The 25,054-nt window shown below is 47.4% G+C and carries 26 protein-coding genes (1 of these 26 running past the window's edge); 25 read left to right on the top strand and 1 reads right to left on the bottom strand.

Annotation, left to right across the window (positions count from 1 at the left end):
• From HP399_RS20535 to HP399_RS20440, 20 genes are all read left to right on the top strand, one after another.
• A complete protein-coding gene (locus HP399_RS20535) occupies nt 1-504 on the top strand; it encodes a hypothetical protein (RefSeq protein WP_173620698.1) in 504 nt (167 codons plus the stop codon).
• 167 nt (nt 505-671) lie between these two features.
• Nucleotides 672-869 carry a sigma-70 family RNA polymerase sigma factor gene (locus tag HP399_RS20530; protein ID WP_173620699.1) on the top strand — a complete coding sequence of 66 codons (198 nt, stop codon included), beginning with the start codon at nt 672-674 and terminating at the stop codon, nt 867-869.
• Between the two features lie 206 nt (nt 870-1,075).
• The gene (gene yqfC / locus HP399_RS20525) at nt 1,076-1,372 is read left to right on the top strand and encodes a sporulation protein YqfC (protein ID WP_007727617.1); all 297 of its coding nucleotides are present in this window, start codon (nt 1,076-1,078) and stop codon (nt 1,370-1,372) included.
• 28 nt (nt 1,373-1,400) lie between these two features.
• Entirely contained in the window at nt 1,401-2,585 is a 1,185-nt protein-coding gene (gene yqfD / locus HP399_RS20520) for a sporulation protein YqfD (protein ID WP_173620700.1), read from the top strand.
• A 56-nt stretch (nt 2,586-2,641) separates the two neighbouring features.
• A complete protein-coding gene (locus tag HP399_RS20515; protein ID WP_173620701.1) occupies nt 2,642-3,613 on the top strand; it encodes a PhoH family protein in 972 nt (323 codons plus the stop codon).
• A gap of 33 nt (nt 3,614-3,646) precedes the next feature.
• Nucleotides 3,647-4,126: an rRNA maturation RNase YbeY gene (gene ybeY, locus HP399_RS20510; protein WP_173620702.1), complete on the top strand. Its 480-nt coding sequence runs from the start codon at nt 3,647-3,649 to the stop codon at nt 4,124-4,126.
• A 9-nt stretch (nt 4,127-4,135) separates the two neighbouring features.
• On the top strand, nt 4,136-4,507 hold the full coding sequence (locus HP399_RS20505) for a diacylglycerol kinase family protein (RefSeq protein ID WP_173620703.1): 372 nt from the start codon (nt 4,136-4,138) through the stop codon (nt 4,505-4,507).
• Between the two features lie 157 nt (nt 4,508-4,664).
• Nucleotides 4,665-5,063 carry a cytidine deaminase gene (locus HP399_RS20500; protein ID WP_007727606.1) on the top strand — a complete coding sequence of 133 codons (399 nt, stop codon included), beginning with the start codon at nt 4,665-4,667 and terminating at the stop codon, nt 5,061-5,063.
• Nucleotides 5,056-5,973 carry a GTPase Era gene (gene era / locus HP399_RS20495; RefSeq protein ID WP_047072508.1) on the top strand — a complete coding sequence of 306 codons (918 nt, stop codon included), beginning with the start codon at nt 5,056-5,058 and terminating at the stop codon, nt 5,971-5,973. The genes HP399_RS20500 and era overlap by 8 nt, the downstream gene beginning before the upstream one ends.
• Before the next feature lie 104 nt (nt 5,974-6,077).
• Nucleotides 6,078-6,233, top strand: coding sequence for a YqzL family protein (locus tag HP399_RS20490; protein WP_007727602.1), 156 nt, complete (start codon nt 6,078-6,080; stop codon nt 6,231-6,233).
• A complete protein-coding gene (gene recO, locus HP399_RS20485; protein ID WP_173620704.1) occupies nt 6,224-6,997 on the top strand; it encodes a DNA repair protein RecO in 774 nt (257 codons plus the stop codon). The genes HP399_RS20490 and recO overlap by 10 nt, the downstream gene beginning before the upstream one ends.
• Before the next feature lie 318 nt (nt 6,998-7,315).
• Nucleotides 7,316-8,242: a glycine--tRNA ligase subunit alpha gene (gene glyQ, locus HP399_RS20480; RefSeq protein ID WP_370642748.1), complete on the top strand. Its 927-nt coding sequence runs from the start codon at nt 7,316-7,318 to the stop codon at nt 8,240-8,242.
• A complete protein-coding gene (gene glyS / locus HP399_RS20475) occupies nt 8,235-10,304 on the top strand; it encodes a glycine--tRNA ligase subunit beta (protein ID WP_173620706.1) in 2,070 nt (689 codons plus the stop codon). The genes glyQ and glyS overlap by 8 nt, the downstream gene beginning before the upstream one ends.
• 123 nt (nt 10,305-10,427) lie before the next feature.
• Nucleotides 10,428-11,072, top strand: coding sequence for a transcriptional regulator CcpN (locus HP399_RS20470; protein ID WP_012685777.1), 645 nt, complete (start codon nt 10,428-10,430; stop codon nt 11,070-11,072).
• An 11-nt stretch (nt 11,073-11,083) separates the two neighbouring features.
• Entirely contained in the window at nt 11,084-11,920 is an 837-nt protein-coding gene (locus HP399_RS20465) for a pyruvate, water dikinase regulatory protein (RefSeq protein ID WP_173620707.1), read from the top strand.
• Nucleotides 11,921-12,123: 203 nt separating this feature from the next.
• A complete protein-coding gene (gene dnaG / locus HP399_RS20460) occupies nt 12,124-13,998 on the top strand; it encodes a DNA primase (protein WP_173620708.1) in 1,875 nt (624 codons plus the stop codon).
• 34 nt (nt 13,999-14,032) lie between these two features.
• Nucleotides 14,033-15,163 (top strand): RNA polymerase sigma factor RpoD, encoded by a 1,131-nt coding sequence (gene rpoD / locus HP399_RS20455; RefSeq protein ID WP_007727582.1) that lies wholly within the window; start codon nt 14,033-14,035, stop codon nt 15,161-15,163.
• 93 nt (nt 15,164-15,256) lie between these two features.
• Entirely contained in the window at nt 15,257-16,171 is a 915-nt protein-coding gene (locus HP399_RS20450) for a hypothetical protein (protein WP_173620709.1), read from the top strand.
• 76 nt (nt 16,172-16,247) lie between these two features.
• Nucleotides 16,248-16,412, top strand: coding sequence for a hypothetical protein (locus HP399_RS20445; protein ID WP_017247756.1), 165 nt, complete (start codon nt 16,248-16,250; stop codon nt 16,410-16,412).
• Between the two features lie 140 nt (nt 16,413-16,552).
• Nucleotides 16,553-17,692 (top strand): acyl-CoA dehydrogenase, encoded by a 1,140-nt coding sequence (locus HP399_RS20440; RefSeq protein ID WP_173620710.1) that lies wholly within the window; start codon nt 16,553-16,555, stop codon nt 17,690-17,692.
• A gap of 79 nt (nt 17,693-17,771) precedes the next feature.
• Here the strand turns inward: HP399_RS20440 and HP399_RS20435 are convergent, their stop codons facing one another.
• On the bottom strand, nt 17,772-19,061 hold the full coding sequence (locus HP399_RS20435; RefSeq protein ID WP_173620711.1) for a S8 family peptidase: 1,290 nt from the start codon (nt 19,059-19,061) through the stop codon (nt 17,772-17,774).
• Between the two features lie 382 nt (nt 19,062-19,443).
• Between HP399_RS20435 and HP399_RS20430 the strand changes: the two genes are divergently transcribed.
• The 5 genes from HP399_RS20430 to HP399_RS20410 all read left to right on the top strand — a co-directional run.
• A complete protein-coding gene (locus HP399_RS20430) occupies nt 19,444-20,178 on the top strand; it encodes a tRNA (adenine(22)-N(1))-methyltransferase (RefSeq protein ID WP_173620712.1) in 735 nt (244 codons plus the stop codon).
• Entirely contained in the window at nt 20,154-21,269 is a 1,116-nt protein-coding gene (locus HP399_RS20425) for a Nif3-like dinuclear metal center hexameric protein (RefSeq protein WP_173620713.1), read from the top strand. Before HP399_RS20430 ends, HP399_RS20425 begins: the two co-directional genes overlap by 25 nt.
• Before the next feature lie 56 nt (nt 21,270-21,325).
• The gene (locus HP399_RS20420) at nt 21,326-23,326 is read left to right on the top strand and encodes an S-layer homology domain-containing protein (protein WP_173620714.1); all 2,001 of its coding nucleotides are present in this window, start codon (nt 21,326-21,328) and stop codon (nt 23,324-23,326) included.
• Nucleotides 23,323-24,819, top strand: coding sequence for a S41 family peptidase (locus tag HP399_RS20415; protein WP_173620715.1), 1,497 nt, complete (start codon nt 23,323-23,325; stop codon nt 24,817-24,819). Before HP399_RS20420 ends, HP399_RS20415 begins: the two co-directional genes overlap by 4 nt.
• 133 nt (nt 24,820-24,952) lie before the next feature.
• Nucleotides 24,953-25,054: the 5' portion of an alkaline phosphatase family protein gene (locus HP399_RS20410; RefSeq protein WP_173620716.1), read on the top strand. 1,383 nt of this gene lie beyond the right edge of the window; only the first 102 of its 1,485 coding nucleotides appear in the window; it begins with the start codon at nt 24,953-24,955; its stop codon lies off the right edge, out of view.

The following is a 25,054-nucleotide window of genomic DNA, read 5'->3' as shown; positions in this document are numbered from 1 at the left end:
ATGGAAGATCTCATGGATCTCGTCGTAGATTTACTGGATTTAGTCGAGTGGGTCATCCCGCTCATCGGCAAGTTCTGGTTTGTCATCCTTGGTTACTTGGGATATAAAGCTCTTGGCAAAGCCGGAAAGAAGAAGATGTCTCAAGGTAAAAAAATGCCTCCGCTTACCCCGGCTACAACGTCGGATATGCCTATGGAAACAGAGGATTACGGCAGAGAGACGGTGCGGGCATCCTCCAAATACGAGCCACTTCAGCGAGAATCGATGGAAGGGATTGGAGTCGAGCAGGAATGGGCATTCTCCAGTACAGCTCGTGCTTCAACGGGTCCAACCATCACCGTGAAGCAAGCGGAAACGATGAAGGTCGCTGATTCGGAACGAGTGGGAACACTCACATCGAAACACGGTAATCCACGTGATGGGATGAAATGGGCGCTCATTTTTGGAGAGCCGCGCTCAAAAGCACCGTACGCCCAGCAGGTTCGACAAAGAAAAATTTTATAATAGTAGCTAGTCAAACAGGTGAACATCGGTTCGCCTGTTTTTTTTATTGATAAGCAACGTCTTATGTCGAAATATATCGAATAACTTGTCTTGTTTCTCGTATCCTTGTTGACTATCCTGAATGTAAAGAAAATTCTCCCAATAGAAGAAGGGGTAGAGGTCAAGCGATGAATCAACAAATTTTTGAACAAATGGGGCGGTTTCGTCAAAAAGTGATTCGGCTTGCCATCTTCGAAAACAAATCGATATATGAAACGGCGATCGCGTGCGGTTGTTCAGCTGAGAAAGTAAAACGAGTCATGAAAAAATGGAAGGCGCTTACAAAAGAAAAAGAGCTTGTTTCTACTACAAAAGAAAGCAAATAATCGATGGGTTTTGTTGGAAGTATTTCAAAGACGGAGTTCTCAACTGCTTGCGAAATTGCGAGCGACGAGGGCTCTTTTTTTGTGGCTGTTTTTGATGAATGCCTCTTTATGCTCGTGCATACGCATAGATAAGAATGGTTTTGCACCTGCAAACAGATGAGATCGTCATATTCGCCAATATATAGAACGAGAAGGGGGGCTAATCCATGAAGCGTTGGAGCCGCCGTCTGCGCCAGTTGGCCGGAGGGGTGTTGGATCTGCCGCAAGATGTAGTTCTGGAAGTCCCGCGCATCACGATGATCGGTCATTTGCAAATGTATATAGAGAATCATCGAGGAGTCTTGCATTTTAGCGAAAAAGAGCTTCGCTTGCTGTTGACGAACGGTCAAATGATTGTTTCAGGTGAACAGCTTGTCATCCGAGCGATTTTGCCTGAGGAGGTTTTGTTAGAAGGCAGAATCGGTGGCGTGAAATTTTTGGAGACGGGACCACAGAGCTCGTAATCTTTGGTAGAGGGAGGGGGCGGCACGTATGCGGAATGGAATCAAGGAGTGGGTGGATGGACATGTAACCATTACCGTTCGGGGAAAACGGTTTGAGCGGATGCTGAATATGGCCGTACGGGATGGAATTCGAATCTGGAATATTCGCAGGGTAGGAGAAGAGGTGACTCGCTGCGATATTTTGATTCGTGATTATTTTCGTTTACGGCCGCTTTTAAAAGAGACAGGCTGTCGTAGTCACGTCGAGGCAAGAGACGGGCTGCCTTTCTGGCTGCTGCGGTTACGCAGACGATCTGGATTGGCAATTGGGGCTGCTCTTTTTTTCATCGGATTGTACATGCTCTCCTCTTTTGTTTGGAGTGTTGAAGTGAGTGGGACAAAAATGGTTGATCCACGACGAGTGATTCAAGCCGCCGAACAAGTGGGGATTAAAGAAGGGGCATGGAAGGTCAAACTAAAAGAACCGTTGGTTTTGCAAAAAGAGCTGTTGAGTCTGCTGCCTGAAGCGTCCTGGGTTGGAATCGAGATTCAAGGAACCAAGGTCATGCTTCAAGTGGTTGAAAAAGAGGCTCCCGTAAAGCCACTTGCAACAGGTCCCCGCCATCTTGTAGCAAAAAAGAGGGCTGTCGTCCATAAAATTCTCCCAGAGGTTGGTCGCAGTCAGGTTGTGAGCAATCAATTGGTGGAAAAAGGCCAAGTACTCATTTCCGGGATCATTGGCAATGACGCCCGTCAACAAGCCGTATCGGCACGAGGCAAGGTGCAAGGGGAAGTGTGGTATATGAGCAACACATCGGTCCCGCTAAAACAAACGATGCAACGTTTGACAGGAGAAAAGCTGGAGCATCAATACCTGCTTGTAGGCCCTTATGCGATATACGTATGGCCATTTGAAAAACAGTCCTTTGCACAAGCCGAAATGGCAGAACAACGGTTTTTGCCCTCGTATGCGGGATATACCTCACCACTTGGCTGGAAGACAGTAACGTACGCGCAAACAGCACCCGTTCAAACAGAAATGAGCGTGGAGGAAGCGACGGAACTGGCTAAAAAATTCGCCAGGGAGGATATCTTGAAAAAAGCTGGAAAAGATGCGTTCATTCAGGACGAAAAAGTTTTGCACGTCACAACAGAGAATGGTAAAGTTTACGTAAGCATTCATTTTTCCGTCATTGAAGATATTGCCATTGAACAGCCTTTCGTTGGGCAGTGAGGGATGGCAAGCAAATGACGCATTGCTGATTACCGTTGCAAGGAGATGGAAGCCTGTTGCACGTACAAGATGAGGTAAGAATCCCGTTTTCAGACGCATCTGAGGCCTTGCTGTTGTTCGGACCACATGACGCGTACCTAACACTGATCGAGCAAAGAAGTTCCGCCAAAATCATGACCCGAGAAGGTGAACTGGTTATTAGCGGGGATAAGCCGGAAGTGGACAAACTGACAGAGTTGATTGAAATTCTGCTACAGTTGATTCGCAGAGGGATTGCCCTGTCCGAACGAGACATCTCTTATGCGATGTCGTTGATTGAACGGGGAGAAGGTGCCCAACTGCTCGATGTGTATGATGAAGAAGTCGCTCGTACCCAACGTGGCAAAGTAATCAGGGCAAAGACTTTGGGACAGCGTCATTACTTGTCTGCGATCAAGAAGCATGACATTGTGTTTGGAATTGGACCAGCTGGTACCGGAAAAACGTATTTGGCTGTTGTCACAGCAGTAAATGCGTTGAAAAATGGGCGTGTCAAACGGATCGTTCTTACCAGACCGGCCGTAGAAGCGGGGGAGAGCCTTGGATTTTTGCCAGGAGATTTGCAGGAAAAAGTAGACCCTTACCTGCGTCCGCTCTATGATGCCTTGTACGACATGCTGGGCAATGAACAAGTCGCCAAAATGATGGAACGTGGACTCATTGAGGTTGCACCTTTGGCGTACATGCGTGGTCGTACGCTCGAAGATTCCTTTGTCATTTTGGATGAAGCCCAGAACACAACTCCCGAGCAAATGAAAATGTTTTTGACCAGGCTTGGCTTTGGTTCCAAAATGGTCATTACGGGTGATGTAACCCAGGTGGATTTGCCAAAAGGCAAGAAATCCGGACTGCGCGAAGCACAGCGCATCTTAAATCCGATTTCCGATGTAGCCTTTATTCATTTCCAAGAGGGAGACGTTGTTCGTCACAGTCTGGTACAAAAAATCATCGCTGCCTATGCCAAGGAAGAAGTAGATCACGGCTATTAATAAATGGCGTCACAAAAAGGAGATCGTTTACCTGTGTTATCTGTAGAAATCCTTCATGAAGAAATCGAACCGATCGATGAGAATTTGCAAAACCTGCTTGTCCGTTGCCTGGAAGCAGCGGCAAAGCTGGAAGACGTACAAGGAGAAGTAGTTGTCACGCTGGTGAACAACGAGCGCATCCACGAGCTGAATCGCGACTATCGTGGCGTTGATCGGCCTACGGATGTTCTGTCCTTTGCGATGAACGAGCCGGGTGAAGGGGAAATGGAAATCTTCATTGATGAGGATGAAGCAAACGAGTTTCCGAATATGCTTGGAGATATTATCATCTCGGTGCCAAAAGCACATGAGCAGGCTGAAGACTATGGCCATTCATTCGAACGCGAACTCGGATTTCTCACGGTTCATGGTTTTCTTCACCTTCTGGGCTATGATCATGGGACGCCAGAAGAAGAGAAGGAAATGTTTTCACGTCAAGAAAAGGTGCTGGAAGAAATCGGCTTGACGAGGTAGGAGATTACGTTGAAGGAATGGCGACGATTGACTCGCAGCTTCACCTACGCTCTGCAAGGGATTTCCTATACCGTACGGACACAGCGAAACATGCAAATCCACGTAGCCGCTGCCATTGTGGTGTTAGCGGCAGCGTGGTGGCTGCAGATACCCCGCAGCGATGTTTTGCTGGTCCTTTTTTCTATCGGTCTGGTCTTCTCTCTTGAGCTGGTAAATACCGCGATTGAAGCAGTCGTTGATTTAGCTTCCCCGGAATGGCACGCCAAGGCGAAGATTGCCAAAGATGTGGGAGCAGGAGCTGTGCTTGTGGTCGCGATCCTGTCCCTTATCATCGGAGTTCTCGTATTTGGACAGCCACTGTTGCAAAAAGTATGGGGATAGTTTTTACTAGTAGAGAAGAAGAAATTTTTTCATAAGCCAAAATGAGGTACCGGACGGGTCATTGTAGTTGACCTTTCAGTCTGGTTTCTTCGTGTCTCATTGGACACATTCTGTTGTGGAATGATGTTAAAGATCAATCATATGAGGAATGATGAGAATGGATAAACAATCATTATTAGCACAAGCAATCGAAGCCAGAGAGCTCGCTTATGTACCGTACTCCAAGTTTCAGGTAGGAGCAGCTCTTTTAGCTGAGAGTGGCAAGGTTTATTTGGGAGGCAATATTGAAAATGCAGCGTACTCGCTGTGCAACTGTGCTGAGCGTACGGCTCTTTTTAAAGCGTACTCAGAAGGCGATCGGACTTACAAAGCGTTAGCCGTCGCTGCCGATACACCGCAAGCTGTATCACCATGTGGGGCTTGCCGACAAGTCATAGCGGAGCTGTGCCCGCCGGACATGCCTGTATTTTTGACGAATCTCAAAGGCGACATTTGGGAAACGACAGTATCTGCCCTGCTTCCAGGCGCATTCACCAAGGAGGATTTACGTGGATAATCGCAAGACCAAGCAATCGTTTAAATCTGGCTTTGTCTCCATTGTGGGACGGCCAAATGTTGGGAAATCAACACTGTTGAATCATATTGTGGGACATAAAATCGCCATCATGTCGAATAAGCCGCAAACGACACGCAACAAAATTACGGCGGTGCATACGACAGAAGAGGGTCAAATTATTTTCTTGGATACACCAGGGATTCACAAGCCTCAATCCAAGCTCGGAAACTACATGGTTTCGGTTGCCGAAAATACATTAAACGAAGTTGACCTCGTTTTGTTTGTTGTCGATGCAACAGAAAAACGCGGAGCCGGGGACGACTACATCATCGAACGGTTGAAGCAGGTCAAAACGCCAGTATTTTTGGTCATCAACAAAATTGACAAGGTGCACCCAGAAGCATTGTTGCCAATTATCGACGATTACCGCAAATTGTATGATTTCAAGCAAATTGTTCCAATCTCTGCATTGGAAGGTAACAATACAGGTTCATTGCAGCAGGCTATTTTGGGTGAAATGGAAGAAGGCCCGATGTATTACCCTGCAGATCAGGTGACAGACCATCCGGAACGCTTTGTAGCAGCCGAATTGATTCGAGAAAAAGTTCTGCATTTGACGAGAGAAGAGGTACCTCACTCCATCGCTGTCGTGATTGAAGAAATGAAGCGAGGCGAAAATGGTAAAACGCTTTACATTTACGCAGCCATTTACGTAGAGCGGGATTCCCAGCGCGGTATTTTGATCGGGCAAAAAGGTCAGATGCTCAAAGAAATCGGTCAACGTGCGCGCAAGGATATCGAGCGCTTGATGGGGGACCAAGTATTTTTGGAGCTCTGGATCAAAGTGAAAAAGGATTGGCGCAACCAAGAGCGGATGCTGCGTAACTTCGGTTTCTACGACGAGCAATAATATTCCCAGCGCGATGTGTTAATTTTTCCAAGGCATAGAATAACGGGCAAAGGTGATTCTAAGAAGGAAGTGGATAGACCCGATATAGGAAAGGATGATGCTCCATGCTTCGTGACTTTTCTTGGAGAGTTTTCGCTTCAACCGGTGACATCCATGCTTACCTTCTCTACCGTGATCACCATCAAACGGATGTTTCCAGCGAGGAAGCCTCGTTTGATCTCGCCCAGGAAGAATTGGGTGACACGCAGGCATGCTTGTAAAGTGGGAAGGGATTGTCATTCGCAGTGTGGACTATGGTGAGTCCAGTAAAGTGGTGACATTGTTTACCCGGGAGAACGGCAAATTAGGCGTGATGGCCCGTGGTGCCAAAAAGACCAAAAGCCGTCTTGCCGCCGTCTCCCAGTTGTTTTCGCATAGTTATTATCTATGCAAGGCAGGACCCGGTACAGGAATGCCCGATCTTTCTCAGGGAGATATGCTGGATTCGTTCCGGGATATGCGGCAAAGCCTGACTGCTACGGCTTATGCCGCATACATAGCAGAACTGTTGGATAGACTGACGCAGGAAAAGGAGCCGAATCCCTACTTGTTTCAGCTACTCCTTCATACGTTCCGCTATTTGGATGAAGGACGAGATGCTGAGATCCTGTGTCGTATTTTTGAGACCAAAATGCTAATTGTAGCGGGGATCTCCCCGCAGCTCACGGCGTGTGTAAACTGTGGCGAACAGCGCGAGCCCTATGCAATCAGTGTGGGACAGGGTGGCCTGTTGTGCCCAGTTTGCCAGCCTTCCGATCCGTATGCCATGGCGGTTACACCCTCTACCTGGAAGCTGTTACGGCTGTTCCAGGTATTTGATTTGGAGCGGCTTGGTGACATTGAAGTAAAACCAGCTACTCGTAACCAGCTCAAGCATGTGCTACGGAGTTTCATGGACGAGTATCTGGATATCAGGCTGAAAAGTCGAGCATTTCTGGAACAACTGGAGCGTATGGAAAGAATGACGCAATCAGATCAGGACTAATTGACATACGAATTTGTTTTCGTTATGATAAGAACCAAACTTGTATACCGAATGTTGCCATGAAGGAAAAGAGTAGTCGGCCACTGGCTGTGAATAGCGAATCGGGGATAGTGGGAGCCCGGTCACCATGCTGATGAAGGGCGTTCTGGAGCAATTTAATTGTAAGGTGGGCGAAGAAGTCATTCGCCAAGTAGGGTGGAACCGCGAGAATCCTCTCGTCCCTACACTGTCGCTTCAGGCAGTGTAGAGGCGGGAGGTTTTTTTAGTTTCGACTTAAAGTCAAGTTCTAATAAGTTTAGAGGAGGATAAAGCATGAAAATGACATTTCAAGACATCATTTTGACGCTGCAAAACTTTTGGGCAAAGCAAAACTGTCTCATTGTCCAGCCATATGACGTTGAAAAAGGGGCAGGTACGCTAAACCCAATGACCTTCCTTCGTTCCATTGGGCCTGAGCCGTGGAATGTGGCATATGTAGAGCCTTCCCGTCGCCCGGCTGACGGACGCTATGGGGAAAACCCGAACCGTTTGTACCAGCATCACCAGTTCCAAGTAATCATGAAGCCATCGCCGGACAATATTCAGGAGCTGTACCTGGAGAGCTTGCGCGAACTCGGAATCGATCCACTAGAGCATGATATCCGATTTGTAGAGGACAACTGGGAGCACCCTGGCCTCGGAGCATGGGGCTTAGGCTGGGAAGTTTGGCTAGACGGAATGGAGATCACTCAGTTCACGTACTTCCAGCAAGTGGGCGGTCTGGAATGTAAACCAGTGGCAGTCGAGCTGACTTACGGACTGGAGCGTTTGGCTTCCTATATTCAGGAGAAAGAAAATGTGTTCGATCTGGAATGGTGCAACGGGTATACGTACGGAGATGTATTCTTGCAACCAGAATACGAGCATTCCAAATACACATTCGAGCTGTCTGATGTCGACATGCTGTTCTCTCTCTACAATACGTATGAGGCAGAAGCAAAAAGACTGATGGCGGAGCGACTGGTTTACCCGGCTTATGACTACGTATTGAAATGCTCTCACACCTTCAACTTGCTTGATGCGCGTGGAGCGATCAGTGTGACGGAGCGTACGGGCTATATCGCTCGTGTACGCAATCTGTCTCGTGAAGTAGCACAAACCTACTATAAAGAGCGTGAGCGCCTCGGTTTCCCGCTTTTGCAAAAAGGCAATGCAGACGCTGCGGATCTAGTGAATCAGGTGAAGGGAGAGGATACAAATGAGTAAGCGCGATCTACTCGTAGAGGTTGGTTTGGAAGAAATGCCTGCTCGTTTTGTTGCACAAGCAGCGGCACAATTCAAGGAAAAAGTAGAAAAGTGGCTGACTGCTGAGCGTGTGCCGTTTGATCAAATTACGGCATTGGAGACACCTCGTCGTTTTGCCCTGTTGATCAATGGATTGGCAGAAAAGCAACCTGACCGCAATGATGAAGCGAAAGGCCCTGCACGCAAAATCGCACAAGATGAAGCGGGCAACTGGTCCAAGGCAGCACTCGGCTTTGCAAGAAGCAACAATGTTGAGCCTGACCAACTGTATTATAAAGAAGTAAACGGAATCGAGTATGTTCACGCACGCAAATCCGAAGCGGGAAAACCGACTACCGAGCTTTTGCCGCAACTGGCTGAAGTAATCACCGGTATGAGCTTCCCGAAAAACATGCGCTGGGGCGCACGCGATTTGAAATACCTTCGTCCGATTCGTTGGCTGGTTGCTTTGTTCGGCGATGAATTGATCGATCTGGAGATTGCAGGCGTAAAAAGCGGGCGCGTTACTCGTGGACACCGCTTCTTGGGAACAGAGGTTACGTTGAATCACCCAAGCGAATACGTGAGCAAGCTGGCTGAGCAGTATGTCATGGTGAATCCCGACGAGCGCAGAGCAGCGATTGTAGAACAGATTCATCGCTTGGAGAAGGAAAATGGCTGGACGATTCCAATGGACGAAGGACTTCTGGATGAGGTAGTCCATCTTGTAGAATATCCTACCGCTCTTTATGGTACGTTTGAGCAAGAATTCCTTTCCATTCCACGTGAGGTTTTGGTTACCTCCATGCGTGAGCACCAGCGTTATTTCCCTGTTGAAAACGCTCAGGGCCAATTGCTGAATCATTTTGTGACAGTGCGTAACGGAGACAGCCGCGCTCTGGAAAACGTAGCGAAAGGGAATGAAAAAGTCCTTCGCGCACGCCTGTCCGATGCTCGTTTCTTCTACGTGGAAGACCAAAAGTTGTCCATTGAGAGCTGCCTGAAACGTTTGGAGACAATCGTTTACCATGAAGAGCTGGGAACAATCGGTGATAAAGTTCGCCGTGTACGCAAAACAGCTGCGCAAATTGCAAGCAAGCTGGGTGTGAGCGCAGAAGAAACCAAACAGGTAGACCGTATTGCAGAAATCGCAAAATTTGACCTCGTTACCAACATGGTAGGTGAATTCCCTGAACTGCAAGGGATTATGGGTGAAGATTACGCACGCAAAGCGGGTGAGTCCGACGTTGTCGCAAGTGGCGTATTCGAGCATTACCTCCCGCGTTTTGCAGGGGACAAAATGCCTGCTTCCGCCCAAGGCGCTATCGTCAGTCTAGCTGACAAGATGGACACGATCGTAGGCTGCTTCTCAATCGGTATTGTGCCTACTGGCTCACAGGACCCGTATGGCCTGCGCCGAATGGCAGCGGGGATCGTTACGATTTTGGTGGAGCTTGACTGGCAAATTTCCCTTGCCGATCTGTGGAATGCTGCGATGGAAGGCTATGTAACGCAAGGCGTAAACAAGAGAGCGGCAGAAGACGTGAAAAAAGACCTCGTAGACTTCTTCGCACTCCGTTTGAAAAACGTCTTGCAGGATCATGGCGTTCGCTACGATGTCATCGATGCCGTTCTTGCTGCCGACCTGACAGTGGTTCCAGAGGTGCTGGCAAAAGCTAAAGCATTGATGGGAGCGGTACAAACAGAGGAATTCAAGCTGATTGTGGAGCAGTTTAACCGGGTGAACAATCTGGCACAAAAAGCGGAAGCAGACCAAGTCAGCGAAGCTCTGTTCGCAGAAGATGTAGAACGTGCCTTGTATCAGGCATTCCAAGCTGTTCAAAAGGATGTAGAGGGTCTGAAGGATCAAGAGAAGGTGCTCGCTACCTTGTCAACCTTGCGCCAGCCGATCAACGCATTCTTTGATAAGGTAATGGTTATGGCCGAAGATCAGGCTGTTCGTGCGAATCGTCTGGGACTTCTCTTGCAGCTTTCTCGTGTGCTTTATCGCTACGCAGATTTTTCCAAAGTTGTATTCGCGTAAACAAAATAAAACCGGTGCCCTTCGTCTGAAAATCAGGCGGGGGCACCTTTTTTCCGCGTGAAAGAAGGAATATCCCGTCGAATAGAGTAATACTAGGAAGAGGTAAAGACAGAACCGGGGTGATTGGTCATCGAGCTTACCAAACGACAAGAGCACATCTTACAGATAGTGAAGGATGACGGACCGATAACAGGAGAGCATATCGCGGAGCGACTGAATTTGACTCGCGCGACGCTACGCCCTGATTTATCCATCCTCACAATGTCAGGATATCTAGAAGCCAGACCTCGGGTCGGGTATTTTTATGCCGGCAGACCCGCAAGCTCAGTCATAAGTGAACGGCTTCACAAGCTTCTCGTCAATGACTACAAGGCGGTACCGATCGTGGTTTCCGAATCCGCCTCGGCTTACGACGCCATCGTTACCCTCTTTTTGGAGGATGTTGGCACGTTATTCGTCGTCAATCAAAAAGGATATTTGGCTGGCGTGATCTCACGAAAAGACCTCCTGCGGGCTTCTTTAGGCAATAAGACGCTGGAGGATGTACCGGTCAGCATTATCATGTCTAGGATGCCGAATATCATTACATGCGCACCTGATGAGACCTTGTACGCAGCCGCCAAAAAGCTGATTGATTTTCAGATCGATTCTCTGCCTGTTGTCAGGCCGAGCGAGGAAGATCCGAAGCAAATGGAGCTGTTGGGGCGCGTCACCAAGACGACGATCGCGAAAGCATTTGTAGAATTGGGTAGCGAACCGAAAGTGTAGGAGGAGAAGCGATGCAAGGTAAACAGCAAGGACAGCTCATCTATGTAGTCTCAGACTCCATCGGCGAAACGGCCGAACTTGTCGTTCGCGCAGGAGCTAGTCAGTTTGATCGTTTTTTGTTTGATGTACAAAAGTATCCGTATATAGAAGACAAGGAATCGATTGACGAAATTATTGCTTCGGCAAAAGAATCGCGGGCAATGATCGTGTTCACTCTGGTCATTCCGGAGCTGAATGCGTATATTACACAACAAGCTGCTATTCACGGAATTCCAGCACTTGATGTAATGGGACCTCTGATGAATACATTGCAGGGCATGTTGGAAGAGCCACCAACAGGAAAACCGGGCTTGGTACGCCGACTGGATGAAGAGTATTTCCGCAAAGTAGACGCCATCGAGTTTGCTGTCAAATACGACGATGGTCGGGACCCACGCGGCCTGTTGCGCGCAGATGTTGTTTTGATCGGCGTTTCGCGTACTTCCAAGACGCCTCTTTCCATGTATTTGGCTAACAAGCGACTTAAGGTTGCCAATGTTCCGCTTGTCCCGGAAGTAGAGCCGCCAGAAGAATTGTTCCAACTGCCAATAGAACGGTGTATTGGACTTACCATCAACCCGGAGCAGCTGAACGGCATTCGGACAGAGCGTCTGAAGGCACTGGGATTGACTGCACAAGCAAATTACGCCAACCTCGAACGGATTGCCGAAGAACTGGCTTATTCCAAGCGCATTATTGAGCGCCTCGGATGTACCGTGATCGATGTATCCAACAAGGCAGTGGAAGAAACGGCAAACATCATTTTGGAGATGATTAGAAAAAACAATCTCCGTAATGAAAGGAAATAGGCCGAAAGAAGGATTTTGACGTTTTTTGTAGAAAATCAATTAGCCGAGGTACTTATCATACGTGAGTTTCTCAGCGTTTATTGCACTTAGAAATGTGGAAAAGTAGAAAAGAAGAAAAGAAGTTTGATGCAAAGAAGGAAATTGACGAATTTTGACGAACTAAATATTCTCACGTGCGATTCTCCTTATAAAGGTGGAAAGACATGACTGGTCCCACTTCAGATGAATTTGTAAATCAAGTGCGTGCCGCTGTCGACATCGTAGACGTTGTAGGAGAGTACGTTCAACTGAGAAAAAGCGGTCGTGCCTTTCTCGGTCTATGTCCGTTTCACTCTGAAAAGAGCCCTTCCTTCAACGTAAATGCAGAGCGACAGTTTTTTCATTGCTTTGGCTGTGGAGCAGGTGGGGATATCTTTTCCTTTTTAATGAAACTGGAGCAATTGACTTTTCCAGAGGCACTGCACAAATTGGCGGAGCGTGCCGGGATAGCTGTGCCCCAGCCGCAGCAAGTAGAGGAATCACCTGAAAAACGGATGAAACATGCGATGCAGGAAGCGCATACGTTCGTTTCACGCCTCTACCACTACGTGCTTACGAAAACCCCTTATGGCGCAGAAGCGATGAAGTATCTCGCGAAGCGCGGAATGTCTGAGGCGACAATCGCCGAATACCAAATCGGATTCGCCCCGGATTCCTGGGATTTCGTGACGCAGCAGTTGACAAAGCGGGGATTTTCGCAGGAATTGATGGTGGAAGCAGGGCTTTTGGCCAGGAGCGAAGCAGGAAAAATCTTTGATCGCTTTCGAGGTCGTATCATGTTTCCGATCCAGGATTCTCAAGGTAACGTCATCGGATTTGGTGGGCGCTTACTGCAAGGATCGAACCCCAATTCCAACCAAAAGTCTCAACCCAAGTATCTGAATAGCCCGGAAAGCCTTTTGTTCAACAAAAGCGCTACGCTGTTTAATCTTCATCGTGCGCGCCCCATTATTAGAAAGAGAAAAGAGGCGCTGTTGTTTGAAGGATATGTCGATGTCATATCGGCATGGCAGGCGGGTTTTATGCAAGGCATTGCCACTTTGGGAACAGCCTTGACGGAGCAGCAGGCCAGAATTCTTCGTCGCAATACAGAATCAGTCGTACTTTGTTATGACGGAGATGCTGCAGGACAAGAAGCAACGAGCAAAGCGATTCACGTTTTGCAGCAAGCCGGTTTGATCGTTCGAGTTGCTCCACTTCCACAAGGAGTAGACCCGGATGATTACATCCGCCAGCATGGGGCTGAAGCATTTTCCCAGCAGGTATTGTTACAGGCGATGCCAATTACGGCTTTCCGTCTGAAACATTTACGCAGTCAGTTCGTAATAAAAGATGAGACGGACAAAGCTCGCTTAATCGCGAAGGCGGTCGAGATCATCAACGAGCTCAACAGCCCGGTGGAACGGGACATGTATCAACGGCAATTGGCAGAAGAATACTCCCTTACTCTCGGTGATCTCAAATGGGAGTCCAAACGCGCTTATAATCAGCAAAAAAGTGAGCGCCAAAGGGATAAAGTGACGCCAGCATGGAATAATAGTATAAATAATGGCAAAGTTACGCTCGCGAAAACACTGCCACCCGCTTATCACACGGCTGAGCGCATGCTGCTTTACTACATGATGCGGAACGAAGAAATAGCCGCCCGCGTCCAACAAGAATGCAGCGCCCACTTTCAAGTGGATGAACACGATGCGCTGGCTGCCTACCTGTACGCCTACTATGCAGAGGGAAACCCGGAAGACCCTGGAAAGTTTATACATTATGTGCAAGACGATTTGTTAAAGCAATTAGCCTCGGGATTGGCCATGATGGAGTGCAACAACGACGTATCTGAATTAGAGATCGGTGACTACATCAAACAAGTGAATAACTACCCGAAGCGTGCCGAGTTGGAACGATTGCGCGATGAGCAGCGGAGCTTACACCTCCAAGCGGCCGCAGCGGACAGCGAGGATGCGCGCAAACAACTTGAACTTCAAGCAGCCGTTACAGGGATGAAGATTCTTGAATTGGAAAATGCTTTAAAAGAAGGGTAGCTTCAGATCATTCCCGGGGAAGGAGGGAAAGTAGATGAACAAGCAAAATATTACTTCCGACATGGAAGCAACGTCCATCGAACAAGTGAAGGAACAGTTGGTCGAATTAGGCAAGAAACGCGGCGCACTGTCGTATAAGGAGATTACTGCTCGCCTGGCAGGTTTCGAGCAGGATTCTGATCAAATGGATGAGTTTTTTGAATATCTTGGTGATCAAGGCATTGAGATTAACAACAATGAGAATGAAGATGACGACGATGAAGTCGATCAAATGATCATCAAGGACGAGGACAACGAAGAATTCGACTATGACGATCTCTCCGTTCCACCTGGAATTAAGATCAATGACCCTGTACGGATGTATCTGAAGGAAATTGGTCGAGTTCCTCTGCTCTCCGCAGAAGAGGAGATTAAACTGGCACAGCGAATTGAACAAGGTGATGAGGAAGCCAAAAGACGTCTGGCTGAGGCGAACTTGCGATTGGTTGTATCGATTGCGAAGCGTTATGTAGGACGCGGCATGCTATTCCTCGACTTGATTCAAGAAGGAAACATGGGTCTGATTAAAGCGGTGGAAAAGTTTGACTATCGCAAAGGCTACAAGTTCAGTACGTATGCGACCTGGTGGATTCGCCAAGCGATTACCCGTGCCATTGCAGACCAGGCCAGAACGATCCGGATTCCGGTTCATATGGTGGAAACGATCAATAAGTTAATCCGCGTTTCCCGTCAGCTTCTGCAAGAGCTAGGTCGTGAACCTATGCCAGAAGAAATCGCTGAAAAAATGGATCTCACTCCGGAAAAAGTTCGGGAAATCATGAAGATTGCTCAAGAGCCAGTATCCCTGGAGACTCCAATTGGGGAAGAAGACGATTCCCACTTAGGTGATTTCATTGAGGATCAGGATGCATTGGAACCATCTGATGCAGCTGCCTATGAACTTTTGAAGGAACAGTTGGAAGATGTATTGGATACATTAACAGACCGGGAAGAAAACGTACTGCGTCTGCGTTTTGGATTAGATGACGGTCGTACACGGACGTTAGAAGAGGTAGGGAAAGTGTTTGGCGTAACCCGTGAACGGATTCGTCAGATCGAAGCAAAAGCTCTTCGCAAATTGCGTCATCCGAGTAGAAGTAAACGCTTAAAAGATTTCTTGGAATAACCGATATAAGAAGTATGTGGCCTACGTTAGCCGACGTAGGCTTTTCTTATTCATGAAGGTAAACACTTTTTGTCGTAGTTAGGAGGGGCCGCGTTGGACGACCAGCGCAAGCGCACGATTATCGCCGAAATTGAAAACTGGCGGCGCAACCATTTACTGCCTGAACATTACTGCATCTTCTTGTTAAATCTGTATACAGAAGGGGATCGGCCAAATACACCGGCGTCCGCAGGCGGGAATGAGCGAATGGGAACGGCACCGGGTGTGCTGTCAGGAAAAGTCAATTCAACATCATCTGTCACAAATACATATTCACCTAGAACTGTCTCTCCAGTGACGGGGAAAATGGTAGTGGCATGGCTCCTTGGTGCCTTTGTCATTGCTGGTTTGATCTTACTTGCTTTTCATTTTAACCGTTTTCAAACCCCAATGCAAATTACCATCTTTGCCTGTTTCGCTCTTGTTTTCTATATTCTGGGACTCGTTTATCGAAGGTCAGCCCCGCCATTGACGCATTTATTCCTGGCTTTGTCTTTTCTGATCTTGATCGCAGGGGGCGTTTATTGTATCCAAAAACTGGATGGTAGTATGCCGTTTGTCCTGTTCTATTTAGGCTTCGTTTGCATGTTACTGTGCATCAGCGCAATTGTTTTCGGCTATGCTTATTTGCTCTATGCAGGGTTACTGGGTTTGGCCATCTTATATGGCATTACAACCGTTCAGCGGGTAGGGATGGACTATACATGGTGGAAATCGGAGTTGTACTGGGTACCGCTTGCGTGCTTGCTCACAGGTATGGGCTTCTTGATGAATAAGGCCAATGCGAAATGGGCGGGAGTATTTGCTGTATGTGGACTTGCCTTTTTCTTTGGTGCTGAGATACAGGCTCTGTATATTCAAGAAGCGAAGCGGGATATGATTCAATTGCTGCTGTTCATTAAGGTGTTCATCGCGTCAACATTGTTCTTCTTCACGCGTGGATATTGGTATGCGTGGTTGCGACTGTAGGACTCTGCGTGACTTCTCGTTTTCCTCTCCCTGCTTATCTGTTACAATTTCAGAAGAGAGCAAACGGGGTGAATAGATGAACAACAAGTGGAAAGTATTAATCGGTATTTTGCTGGCGGCTATTTTTTTGGGTGGAGAAACAGTAGCCAAGTTTATGGGTGTAAATACATACAGTCTCGGATTCATAGCAGCCTCTGTATCTTTTTTGGGAGCAATTTTATTAGGAGCACGCCGATCATAGGCGTGTTTTTTTTCGTGAAATTACCACATGAATTTCAAATCGTGGTGTATAATGGTAAGAGTATTCTGAACAAACGCTCAGTCAAAATTGTGTGTTTCTTGATGGATCTTTACTAAAGCGTTTTCAAGGGGGCAGCGATCATGAACTTCGATTTGACTTCAGAACAACAAATGTTGAAAAAAATGATGCGCGAATTTGCTGATGAGGTAGTGGCACCAGGAGCAGATGAACGCGATCAATCCAAACAATTTCCTGTCGAAATATTCAAGCAGATGAGCGAACTGAACTTGATGGGTCTTCCTTTCTCTGAGAAATATGGGGGTGCGGGAGCCGATTCCACGAGTTTTGCGATCGTTGTAGAAGAGCTTAGTCGTGCATGCGGCTCTACAGGAATCACGTATTCGGCTCATATTTCGTTAGGTGGCGCACCGTTGGCTTTGTTTGGAACGGAAGAGCAGAAGCTGAACTATTTAAGCAAAATCTGTTCTGGCGAAAGCTTTGGTGCGTTTGGCTTGACGGAACCGAATGCAGGGTCTGACGCAGGTGGTACGAGGACGAATGCGGTCTTGGCTGACGGAGAGTGGACGATTAATGGCTCCAAATGCTTCATTACCAATGCCTCCTATGCTTCGTTTCTCGCCCTGACAGCTGTAACTGACAAAGACCAGGGCTCACGCGGTATTACTGCTTTTATCGTTCCGACTGATGCACCTGGTTTTCAAGTGCTGGCGAACTATGAAAAGCTCGGCTTGCACAGCTCCAATACGACCGAGCTCGTTCTTGAAAATGTCCGGGTGCCAGAGGAAAACATCCTTGGGAAGAGGGGCGAAGGCTTCAAGCAGTTCCTCATTACCCTTGATGGTGGACGAATCGGGATCGGCGCTATGGCTGTAGGAATTGCACAGGCTGCCTACGACAAGGCACTGCAATACTCCAAACAAAGAACGGCTTTTGGAAATTCCTTGAGTCATTTTCAAGCGATTCAGCACAAGCTGGCGGATATGGCGATGCAAATTGAGCTGGCGAGAACAATGGTCTATAAAGCAGCTTGGTTGAAGGATCATGGTCGCAAATTTACGAAAGAAGCAGCAATGGCAAAATTGTATGCTTCGGAGATTGCCATGTCTGCTACTCATCAGGCCATTCAGATTCACGGTGGCTATGGTTATATGCGGGAGTATCAGGTGGAACGATTTTTCCGCGATGCCCGGCTGTTAGAGATCGGTGAGGGGACTTCAGAGATTTTACGTAATGTCATCGCAAGAGAAATCGGGTGCTAGCCTTTCCGTGTTTGACAACGAAAGAGCATGACTGCCAGCGTAAACTGACAGCCATGGCTCTTTTTTTGTTTTTTACTTTTTATTGATCGCCAGATTGAACAGTTGGGAATCCAAATCCACTAGCGATATCGTCCCCTACAGCAGCGTTTGAGCCACCTTTGATGTCATTTCCTGTCGCACGTTTTTGCAATTCTACGCGAACATCTTGATAGCTCCAAGATGGATTGGAAGCCCAGACTTTTGCAGCCAAACCAGAAATGTGTGGTGTTGCCATGGAGGTTCCGCTGATGGAATTATAGCCTCCGTTATTCCATGTAGACTGAATAGCGCGTCCTGGTGCTGATACTTCCACATCACGTTCTTGAATCACGTAGTCTCCCGCTTGCCCGCTCTTGCCACGAGAAGAGAAGTCAGCCACACGGTAGGTTCCGTTTTGTTGAACATTCTCTAACGCTGCTACGGCTACTGTATTCACTAATGCTCCAGGGTAGCCAATGCTATTCACTGTCGGTCCAGAGTTACCAGCCGCAGCGACGACTAATACACCTTGTTGGTTTGCATAAGTGATGGCATTTGCCATAAGGGTGCTCTTACTGCTAGAGCCAAGGGACATAGAGATGATCGTTTTTACGCCTAATTGAGCAGACTGGTCAGCGGCGTAACGAATTGCATAGGCAATGTCATCCTCATAGCCGGAGCCTGAGTCATCCAATACTTTATATGCCCATAGCTTTGCATCTGGTGCTACACCATAAATACCTGCGCCACCGCCGCCATCAGCGAGAACAGTTCCAGCGACGTGTGTTCCATGACCATGCGCATCATTGCAAGCACCGGTAACGACAGGAGAAGAAGCTTGCGTGAAATCGTTGCACTGCTCTGAGTTAGCGGTTAGGTCCGGGTGCTGCGTATACACGCCAGTATCCAGGACTGCAACACGAACATCTGAACCGCCAGTCGTAGCGGAGAGGGACTGGTTCTTATAGATTGCTTTAATTCCCCACGGAACGACTGCCAATGGAGAGAACTCTGGCTCACTTGCCTGATCTTCTTCTATATACTCAGCGATCTTTAATTTTTTCAACACTGTAATTTTTACGTTGGGATCGCTTTTCAGTTGGTTAAGTTGATCGCTATTTACATCGAGGGAAAAGCCATCTTCTCCAAAATCATGGCGCACTTCCAAAGGTCCAGCAAAATAACCGGTTCTCACATCCGAATCTGACTGAATTAATACCCTTGCTGTACCTAATCCACTGAATTCATTGGTTGACTCATTACTGGCTGCCCCCACACCTGTGAAGACACTCATCACTAGCGCCGAAGAGAGTAATCCCATTGCCCACCACTTGCTGGTTCTTTTTTTCAAACTATTCTCCTCCTTAAAGATATTTAGTTTGTGTAGTTCATGATGTTCATGGCGTTAATATACATATCTGTAAAAAATTTGTAAATATTTATTTATTAAAATAAAGTTCACAATTTGGTAAAAATTAAGTTAAATTACATAATATACTAAAAAATAGCGTTATATTTAAAAACTTTGCTTCTTTTTCCGAACATTACATCCAACGTAATGGCCACCTGTAAGCTTCCCGACTACTACCCAAGGGTCCCCTTAGTTGCCTTGTCCCTACTGGGTACAACAGCGAGGATTTTGTCGTTCTTTGCTGATCATCTGTTAGGGAATTTGCATTTCGCAATTGCTGCCAAATAGGGTAGAATAGAGGCAACGGAAGGTGAATATACAGATGACATCAGTATCAATATCCAAGCGGCTACAAACGATTGCCCGCTATTGTCCAGAAGGAGCCCGCGTCGCCGACATCGGGTCGGATCATGCGTTGTTGGCTTCTTATTTGCTTGTAAAAGGAATTGCTTCTTTCGTGATCGCAGGCGAATTGAATGAAGGGCCTTTTCAAGCGGCACAAAAACAAATACATACATTGCAGGTAAAAGATCGCGCTTCGGTGCGTAAAGGAAACGGGCTCGCGGTATTACAGCCTGGCGAAGCAGATGTGATCTGCATTGCTGGGATGGGCGGACAACTGATCGTTTCCATTTTGGAAGCAGGAAAAGACAAACTGGAAGGTGTGCAACGCCTGATTCTGCAACCAAACGTAGGGGAAGAAGCGGTTCGCCTGTGGATGATAGAGAATGGTTGGCAGTTAATCGCCGAGTCCATTTTGCAGGAGGACGGCGTGATTTATGAGATTCTCGTCGCAGAACGAGGCAATCCTACTTTGCCTTATGAGGGCAAAGATCGTACACAACAAGAGCTCCTGCGCATTGGTCCATTTCTTTGGGAGGTAAAATCAGAGGTTTTACAAGAGAAGTGGCTACATGAGCAAGAAAAATGGCAAAAGGTCATTGTTCAATTAAAGCGTTCGGACAAGCCGGAAGCAGCAGAACGAATTAAAGAAATCGAAGTAGAAGTAAAATGGATCGATGAGGTGATCGCATGCTTGCGCACGGACAAACAGTAATCCAGTATGTAGAACGTCTGGCGCCAAAATCGCTGGCGATGGAAGGCGACAAGATTGGCCTTCATGTAGGCACCTTGCAAAAAAAGGTAAAAAAAGTAATGATCGCACTAGACGTGCTGGAATCTGTGGTGGATGAAGCAATTGCAGAGGGAGTAGACCTGATTGTGGCTCACCATGCCGTCATTTATCGACCACTCAAGAACCTCCGGACGGATCTCGCCGCAGGACGTGTGTTCGAAAAGCTGATCAAGCACGACATTGCGGTATACACTGCCCATACCAATTTGGATGTTGCGTATGGGGGAATGAACGATTGGCTCGCTGAAGCGGTTGGACTCACTGACGTAGATGTACTGGATGTTCTTTCACGAGAGGCATGGAAAAAGCTCGTCGTATTCGTACCCGCTACCCATAAGGAAGCAGTATTTTCCGCACTTGCTGGAGCGGGTGCAGGGCATGTAGGCAACTATAGCCACTGTTCTTTTCAGACAGAAGGCACTGGAACCTTTTTACCAGGGGAAGGAACGAATCCCCATATCGGTTCGACAGGCCAACTGGAAAAAGCAGAGGAAGTTCGCATCGAGATGATTGTTCCCGGCTCTAGGCAATCGGCTGTGGTCAAAGCAATGCTTGCTGCCCATCCCTACGAAGAAGTCGCCTATGACATCATTCCTTTGGAGCAGTCCGGAACTACATACGGAATTGGACGAATCGGTACTTTGCCTGCACCACTGACGCTGCGTGAGTTTGCTTTGCTCGTCAAAGAACGGTTTTCCCTCCATGGCCTTCGTGTAGTTGGTGACTTGGATTCGACAGTCAAAAAAGTAGCCGTAGTAGGTGGAGACGGTAGCTCTTTTGTTTCCAAAGCCATTTTTAAAGGCGCGGATGTTTATTTAACCGGAGACATTGGTTATCACACCGCACACGATGCACAAGCAGAAGGCTTGTCGATCGTAGATGCTGGTCACAATATCGAAAAAATCATGAAGGAAAAGCTGGCGACCATTTTGCTTGAACAATTGCAGGCAAATGGTTACGAAACAGAGGTTATTCCTTCGCGCATGCACACAGATCCGTTCCAGTTTGTATAAGACGTAGCAGGATCAACCTTATGTTACCTGCCAGATGAAGTGTAGGAGGATTTTATGTGCAAAAACTAATCCGGACGATTTCTTGTGGATTATTAACGTTAAGCTTACTCACCCCCGGCGTCGCATCAGCGGCTGGGGGCTTATTGCCATACAATGACATCAACAAGCACTGGGCGAAAAACGCAATCATTCAAGGTGTGCAGCTCGGTTTGTTTGAAGCTGGTCCAAATGTTCCGAAGTTTTACCCAAATCGTGACATGACACGTGCGGAATTTCTCGTCATGATCGATCGTCTTTATTACGGTGGGCAGTATCAGATCTATCCGCTTACTTTCTTATCCGAGCATTCGGAGTGGGCGAGAGCTGAAGGTTTTCAGGAACCGTATTTGCCGTATAAAGATGTCGATCGCCTAACGTGGATGTACAAACCAACGCTGCGCATTTCCACGATCTTGGATAGACTGTACGGTCCAAATGCGATTCAGTACATTTTTCCTGGTGAGATGATGAAGCCGAATCAGCCGATTAGCAACGAAGAAGCTGCGAAGATATTGCAAATGTTCACGATGTCTCCAGATAGTAAAAATGCTTGGGAAGAAGTGCGTTCCTGGGGATGGCTAGAGGGAGAAAAAACGGATCGGGTGAAGCGGGGAGATGCTGCAGTCGCAGCAGATCGCATGGTGAATTATTTCCTTCAGGATGGAATCATGCCTATGTTGGATTACGATGGGAAAAAGTTCCCAATGGTCCCAGACGTCGAAGAGGTATTGCCGTTATTCGCAACCTATACAGATCCCAAAACAACAGAAGAACAGATTTATGTAGATGCAGCTGCCGCTATTCGCAGTAGAAATGATAGTGAGGAGACTTTTGAACAGTTACGCAAGTTGGCGGATTCCTCTTTCCCGAATCAAGTCGGTGTTCACTATTTATTGAGCTGGAATCCTGAGACGCCGATTGAAACCAATTTGGAGGAAGCTTTTCTTGCTATCGACGCTTACTTCGAAGACAAAATCATTCTCCCGGACACACTTGGGCTATTGAGTGCGAATGTGTATGATATTGCTTTACAGCTAGGGAACAAGGATCAAAGCCAATACAAAAAAGTGCTCGACCGCCTTAGTGCTTATGAACAAAAAGTGAAGCAAGATTCCAAAGAATGGGAATCGCTCGCCATGTATGTGGGGGCACTGGAAATCAGGAGTGGTCAGGTAGACCTAGCGTTGGCACGTTACCAGCGATTTGCCGACAGGAGCCCGGAGGCATTGTTGAATACTTCCTATTATTATTTGCAGGAAGGACGTATGCAGGAAGCAGAAGAAATTCTTGCTGCGATGAAACCGAAAGCGTCAGACAGCAGAATGAATCAGCTGCACAAAATGTTGCGTCAAGAGTTTGCGTCATTAAAAGATCAGCCAGCTATTATTTCTGATTTGGGATACTCTTTGCGCCAGCTGGACAATGCCGACACCTACCAAGTGAAGGGTGAAGCGGTGTTGAGTGGATTGACGTTCTCATACACACAGGATATTAACAAGGAAAAACAAATAAGCAGAATATCCGGCTTTTATCAATCTCCGCAAAAACTAATATCAGACAAGCTGCTCTCCTATACAGACGGGAAAACAAACACGCAATACTCGTATGATACGGATCGGCAGACATGGGACAAGAATAGAACGGACAAAGTTGACTTTTTGCACGAGTGGGTTGGTGCTGTCAAGGTAGTCGATCGTGCCAAGGAGCTTCATGCTCGTTACTACAAGCAATCGTACGGGAAGTACGATGTCATTACGGAGTGGATTCCTGGCTCTATGCTGGTAGAGAAATCCAAGAAGGTTACGCTCGGACAAGGAAAAGTAAAAGACGTTCCCTTGTTCATGAACAAGTATTATATTGATCGGGCCAGCGACCAAATTGTTAAACATACGTGGCGTTATGAAGAAATTTATGAGGGCGACGAATATGTAGCCTATTCGGGTACTGACAATTACGACTTTACAAGCAATGTTGCATTCTCGATACCTGATGATGTTCGAAAAGGGGTGGCACCATGAAGCGAATTAGTCAATGGGCAGTAGCGACTGTCCTGCTACTCACAACTGTTCTTCCTGTGCAAGCGGCAGAGTATCCTTACGAAGAAACAGAAGAAGTGTTCTTGCACGTCATGGAGAGCCACTTGAGCAAGCCGGCAGCCAAACAATTGGTAAAAGGGGCTCTAGAGGAGGTCAGTGAGCAGGCTGAACAGAAAAAACAGCTTCAGTTCAACGTTTCTGAAGAAGATGATACTTGGGACGAGTTGGAATTGAGGCTTGCAGAATGGCAGAAGAAAGGCGGGTTTGATACGCTGACGATGAACACGTGGGCGATTGATGGAATGCTCTCCACACTCAATGACCCGCACAGCGTATTTTTCACCCAAGACGAATTGCGACTGTTCCAATCTGACGTTGAAAATCAATTCGTCGGATTTGGCTTTCGTCTGCGGCTTCAAAAAGATCATATTATCATCCGTGAAATCGTTCCGAATTCTCCAGCAGCAGCATCTTCTTTGCAACGAGGCGATCAATTGATCAAAGTCAATGAGACCTCGTTGGTCGGAAAGACTTTTGAAGAAGCGTATGCTTATTTGAAGGGCAACGAAGGGACCGAAGCCGTTCTTACTGTTTATCGTCCATCCGACAAACGGGAGCATCAGGTAAAGCTGAAGCGTGCTTTCATGACCTTGCCGGAAGCGGAAGGACAGATGTTTACGAAAGGCGCGGTTGGCTATATCAGTCTTGAAACATTCGGATCAGAAGGAGCTATCCAGGTAAGGGATAAGCTCGCAGAACTTTCTCGTGTGCAAAAACCGTTGTCCGGATTGGTGTTAGACCTGCGGGATAATGGCGGGGGATACTTGTCCACAGCGCGGGACATTGCGAGCCTCTTCATGGAAGAAGGCTTGCTCATGTACACCACGAATCGCAATGGGGTAGAGGTAGAGACGTGGGTACGAAATGGACAGGATATCGGCATTCCTGTGCGAATTTTGGTAAACGGCGGAACAGCTTCTGCATCTGAGCTGTTGTCAGGTGCGCTGCGTGATCATGGCATCGCCAAACTTGTGGGTACCAAAACATTTGGAAAAGGGAGTGCCCAACAAGTTATTCCGTTGTCGGAAGGTGACGCACTCAAGCTTACACTGAATGAATATTTTACTCCTAAGCATACAGTGGTGAATCACGTAGGACTTCAACCAGATATGGTTGTGGAGGATTATGGAGCACAAGTAGTAGAAGCTCTCCATTCATTGAACGTCAATACATGGGAACTGAGTGACGCAGAAGGCGATACAGTCATCAATGGAATTCCTTTCCCAACAGTGGATCCTCTCTTTAAACAAACGCCTCAAGGGCTGCAAATCCGAGCTGCTGTACTTTCGCATCTACTGGGTGATCCGTCCATTGGCGAAAAAGATTATGTGGTACTTGCTCCGTATTTGAAGAAGTACCCTGCACTAAAACTGCAAACGAAAAATGGTGTCAATACCCTCGCATTTACTTCGTAAGCAAGTTCCCCTGTCGCTTTTGGCGAGCAGGGGATTTTTCTTTTTCAGGCGTATACTCGGTAATGGAAAATCGAACACTATCAAGTGCGACTATGACTATTACGACTACTACGACATGAAGGGTGGCAGCCGGATGAAAAAGGTCATACTTTTCCTGATCGACTCCATGATGCCTGATGTTCTGGAGCGATGCATTGCTGCCAATAAAGCACCGGCACTTCGATTTTTCATGGAG

This window comes from Brevibacillus sp. DP1.3A, assembly GCF_013284245.2.
Taxonomy (GTDB): domain Bacteria; phylum Bacillota; class Bacilli; order Brevibacillales; family Brevibacillaceae; genus Brevibacillus.
This window is presented reverse-complemented; position numbering and strand designations above follow the sequence as displayed.

Coding starts and splice junctions, on each gene's coding strand:
- HP399_RS20445 (WP_017247756.1), top strand. CDS start 16,248: ATGAACAACAAGTGGAAAGTATTAATCGGTATTTTGCTGGCGGCTATT.
- yqfD (WP_173620700.1), top strand. CDS start 1,401: ATGCGGAATGGAATCAAGGAGTGGGTGGATGGACATGTAACCATTACC.
- HP399_RS20415 (WP_173620715.1), top strand. CDS start 23,323: ATGAAGCGAATTAGTCAATGGGCAGTAGCGACTGTCCTGCTACTCACA.
- HP399_RS20490 (WP_007727602.1), top strand. CDS start 6,078: ATGCTTCGTGACTTTTCTTGGAGAGTTTTCGCTTCAACCGGTGACATC.
- HP399_RS20500 (WP_007727606.1), top strand. CDS start 4,665: ATGGATAAACAATCATTATTAGCACAAGCAATCGAAGCCAGAGAGCTC.
- dnaG (WP_173620708.1), top strand. CDS start 12,124: ATGACTGGTCCCACTTCAGATGAATTTGTAAATCAAGTGCGTGCCGCT.
- glyQ (WP_370642748.1), top strand. CDS start 7,316: ATGACATTTCAAGACATCATTTTGACGCTGCAAAACTTTTGGGCAAAG.
- HP399_RS20440 (WP_173620710.1), top strand. CDS start 16,553: ATGAACTTCGATTTGACTTCAGAACAACAAATGTTGAAAAAAATGATG.
- glyS (WP_173620706.1), top strand. CDS start 8,235: ATGAGTAAGCGCGATCTACTCGTAGAGGTTGGTTTGGAAGAAATGCCT.
- HP399_RS20530 (WP_173620699.1), top strand. CDS start 672: ATGAATCAACAAATTTTTGAACAAATGGGGCGGTTTCGTCAAAAAGTG.
- recO (WP_173620704.1), top strand. CDS start 6,224: ATGCTTGTAAAGTGGGAAGGGATTGTCATTCGCAGTGTGGACTATGGT.
- HP399_RS20535 (WP_173620698.1), top strand. CDS start 1: ATGGAAGATCTCATGGATCTCGTCGTAGATTTACTGGATTTAGTCGAG.
- HP399_RS20430 (WP_173620712.1), top strand. CDS start 19,444: ATGACATCAGTATCAATATCCAAGCGGCTACAAACGATTGCCCGCTAT.
- rpoD (WP_007727582.1), top strand. CDS start 14,033: ATGAACAAGCAAAATATTACTTCCGACATGGAAGCAACGTCCATCGAA.
- yqfC (WP_007727617.1), top strand. CDS start 1,076: ATGAAGCGTTGGAGCCGCCGTCTGCGCCAGTTGGCCGGAGGGGTGTTG.
- HP399_RS20465 (WP_173620707.1), top strand. CDS start 11,084: ATGCAAGGTAAACAGCAAGGACAGCTCATCTATGTAGTCTCAGACTCC.
- HP399_RS20425 (WP_173620713.1), top strand. CDS start 20,154: ATGCTTGCGCACGGACAAACAGTAATCCAGTATGTAGAACGTCTGGCG.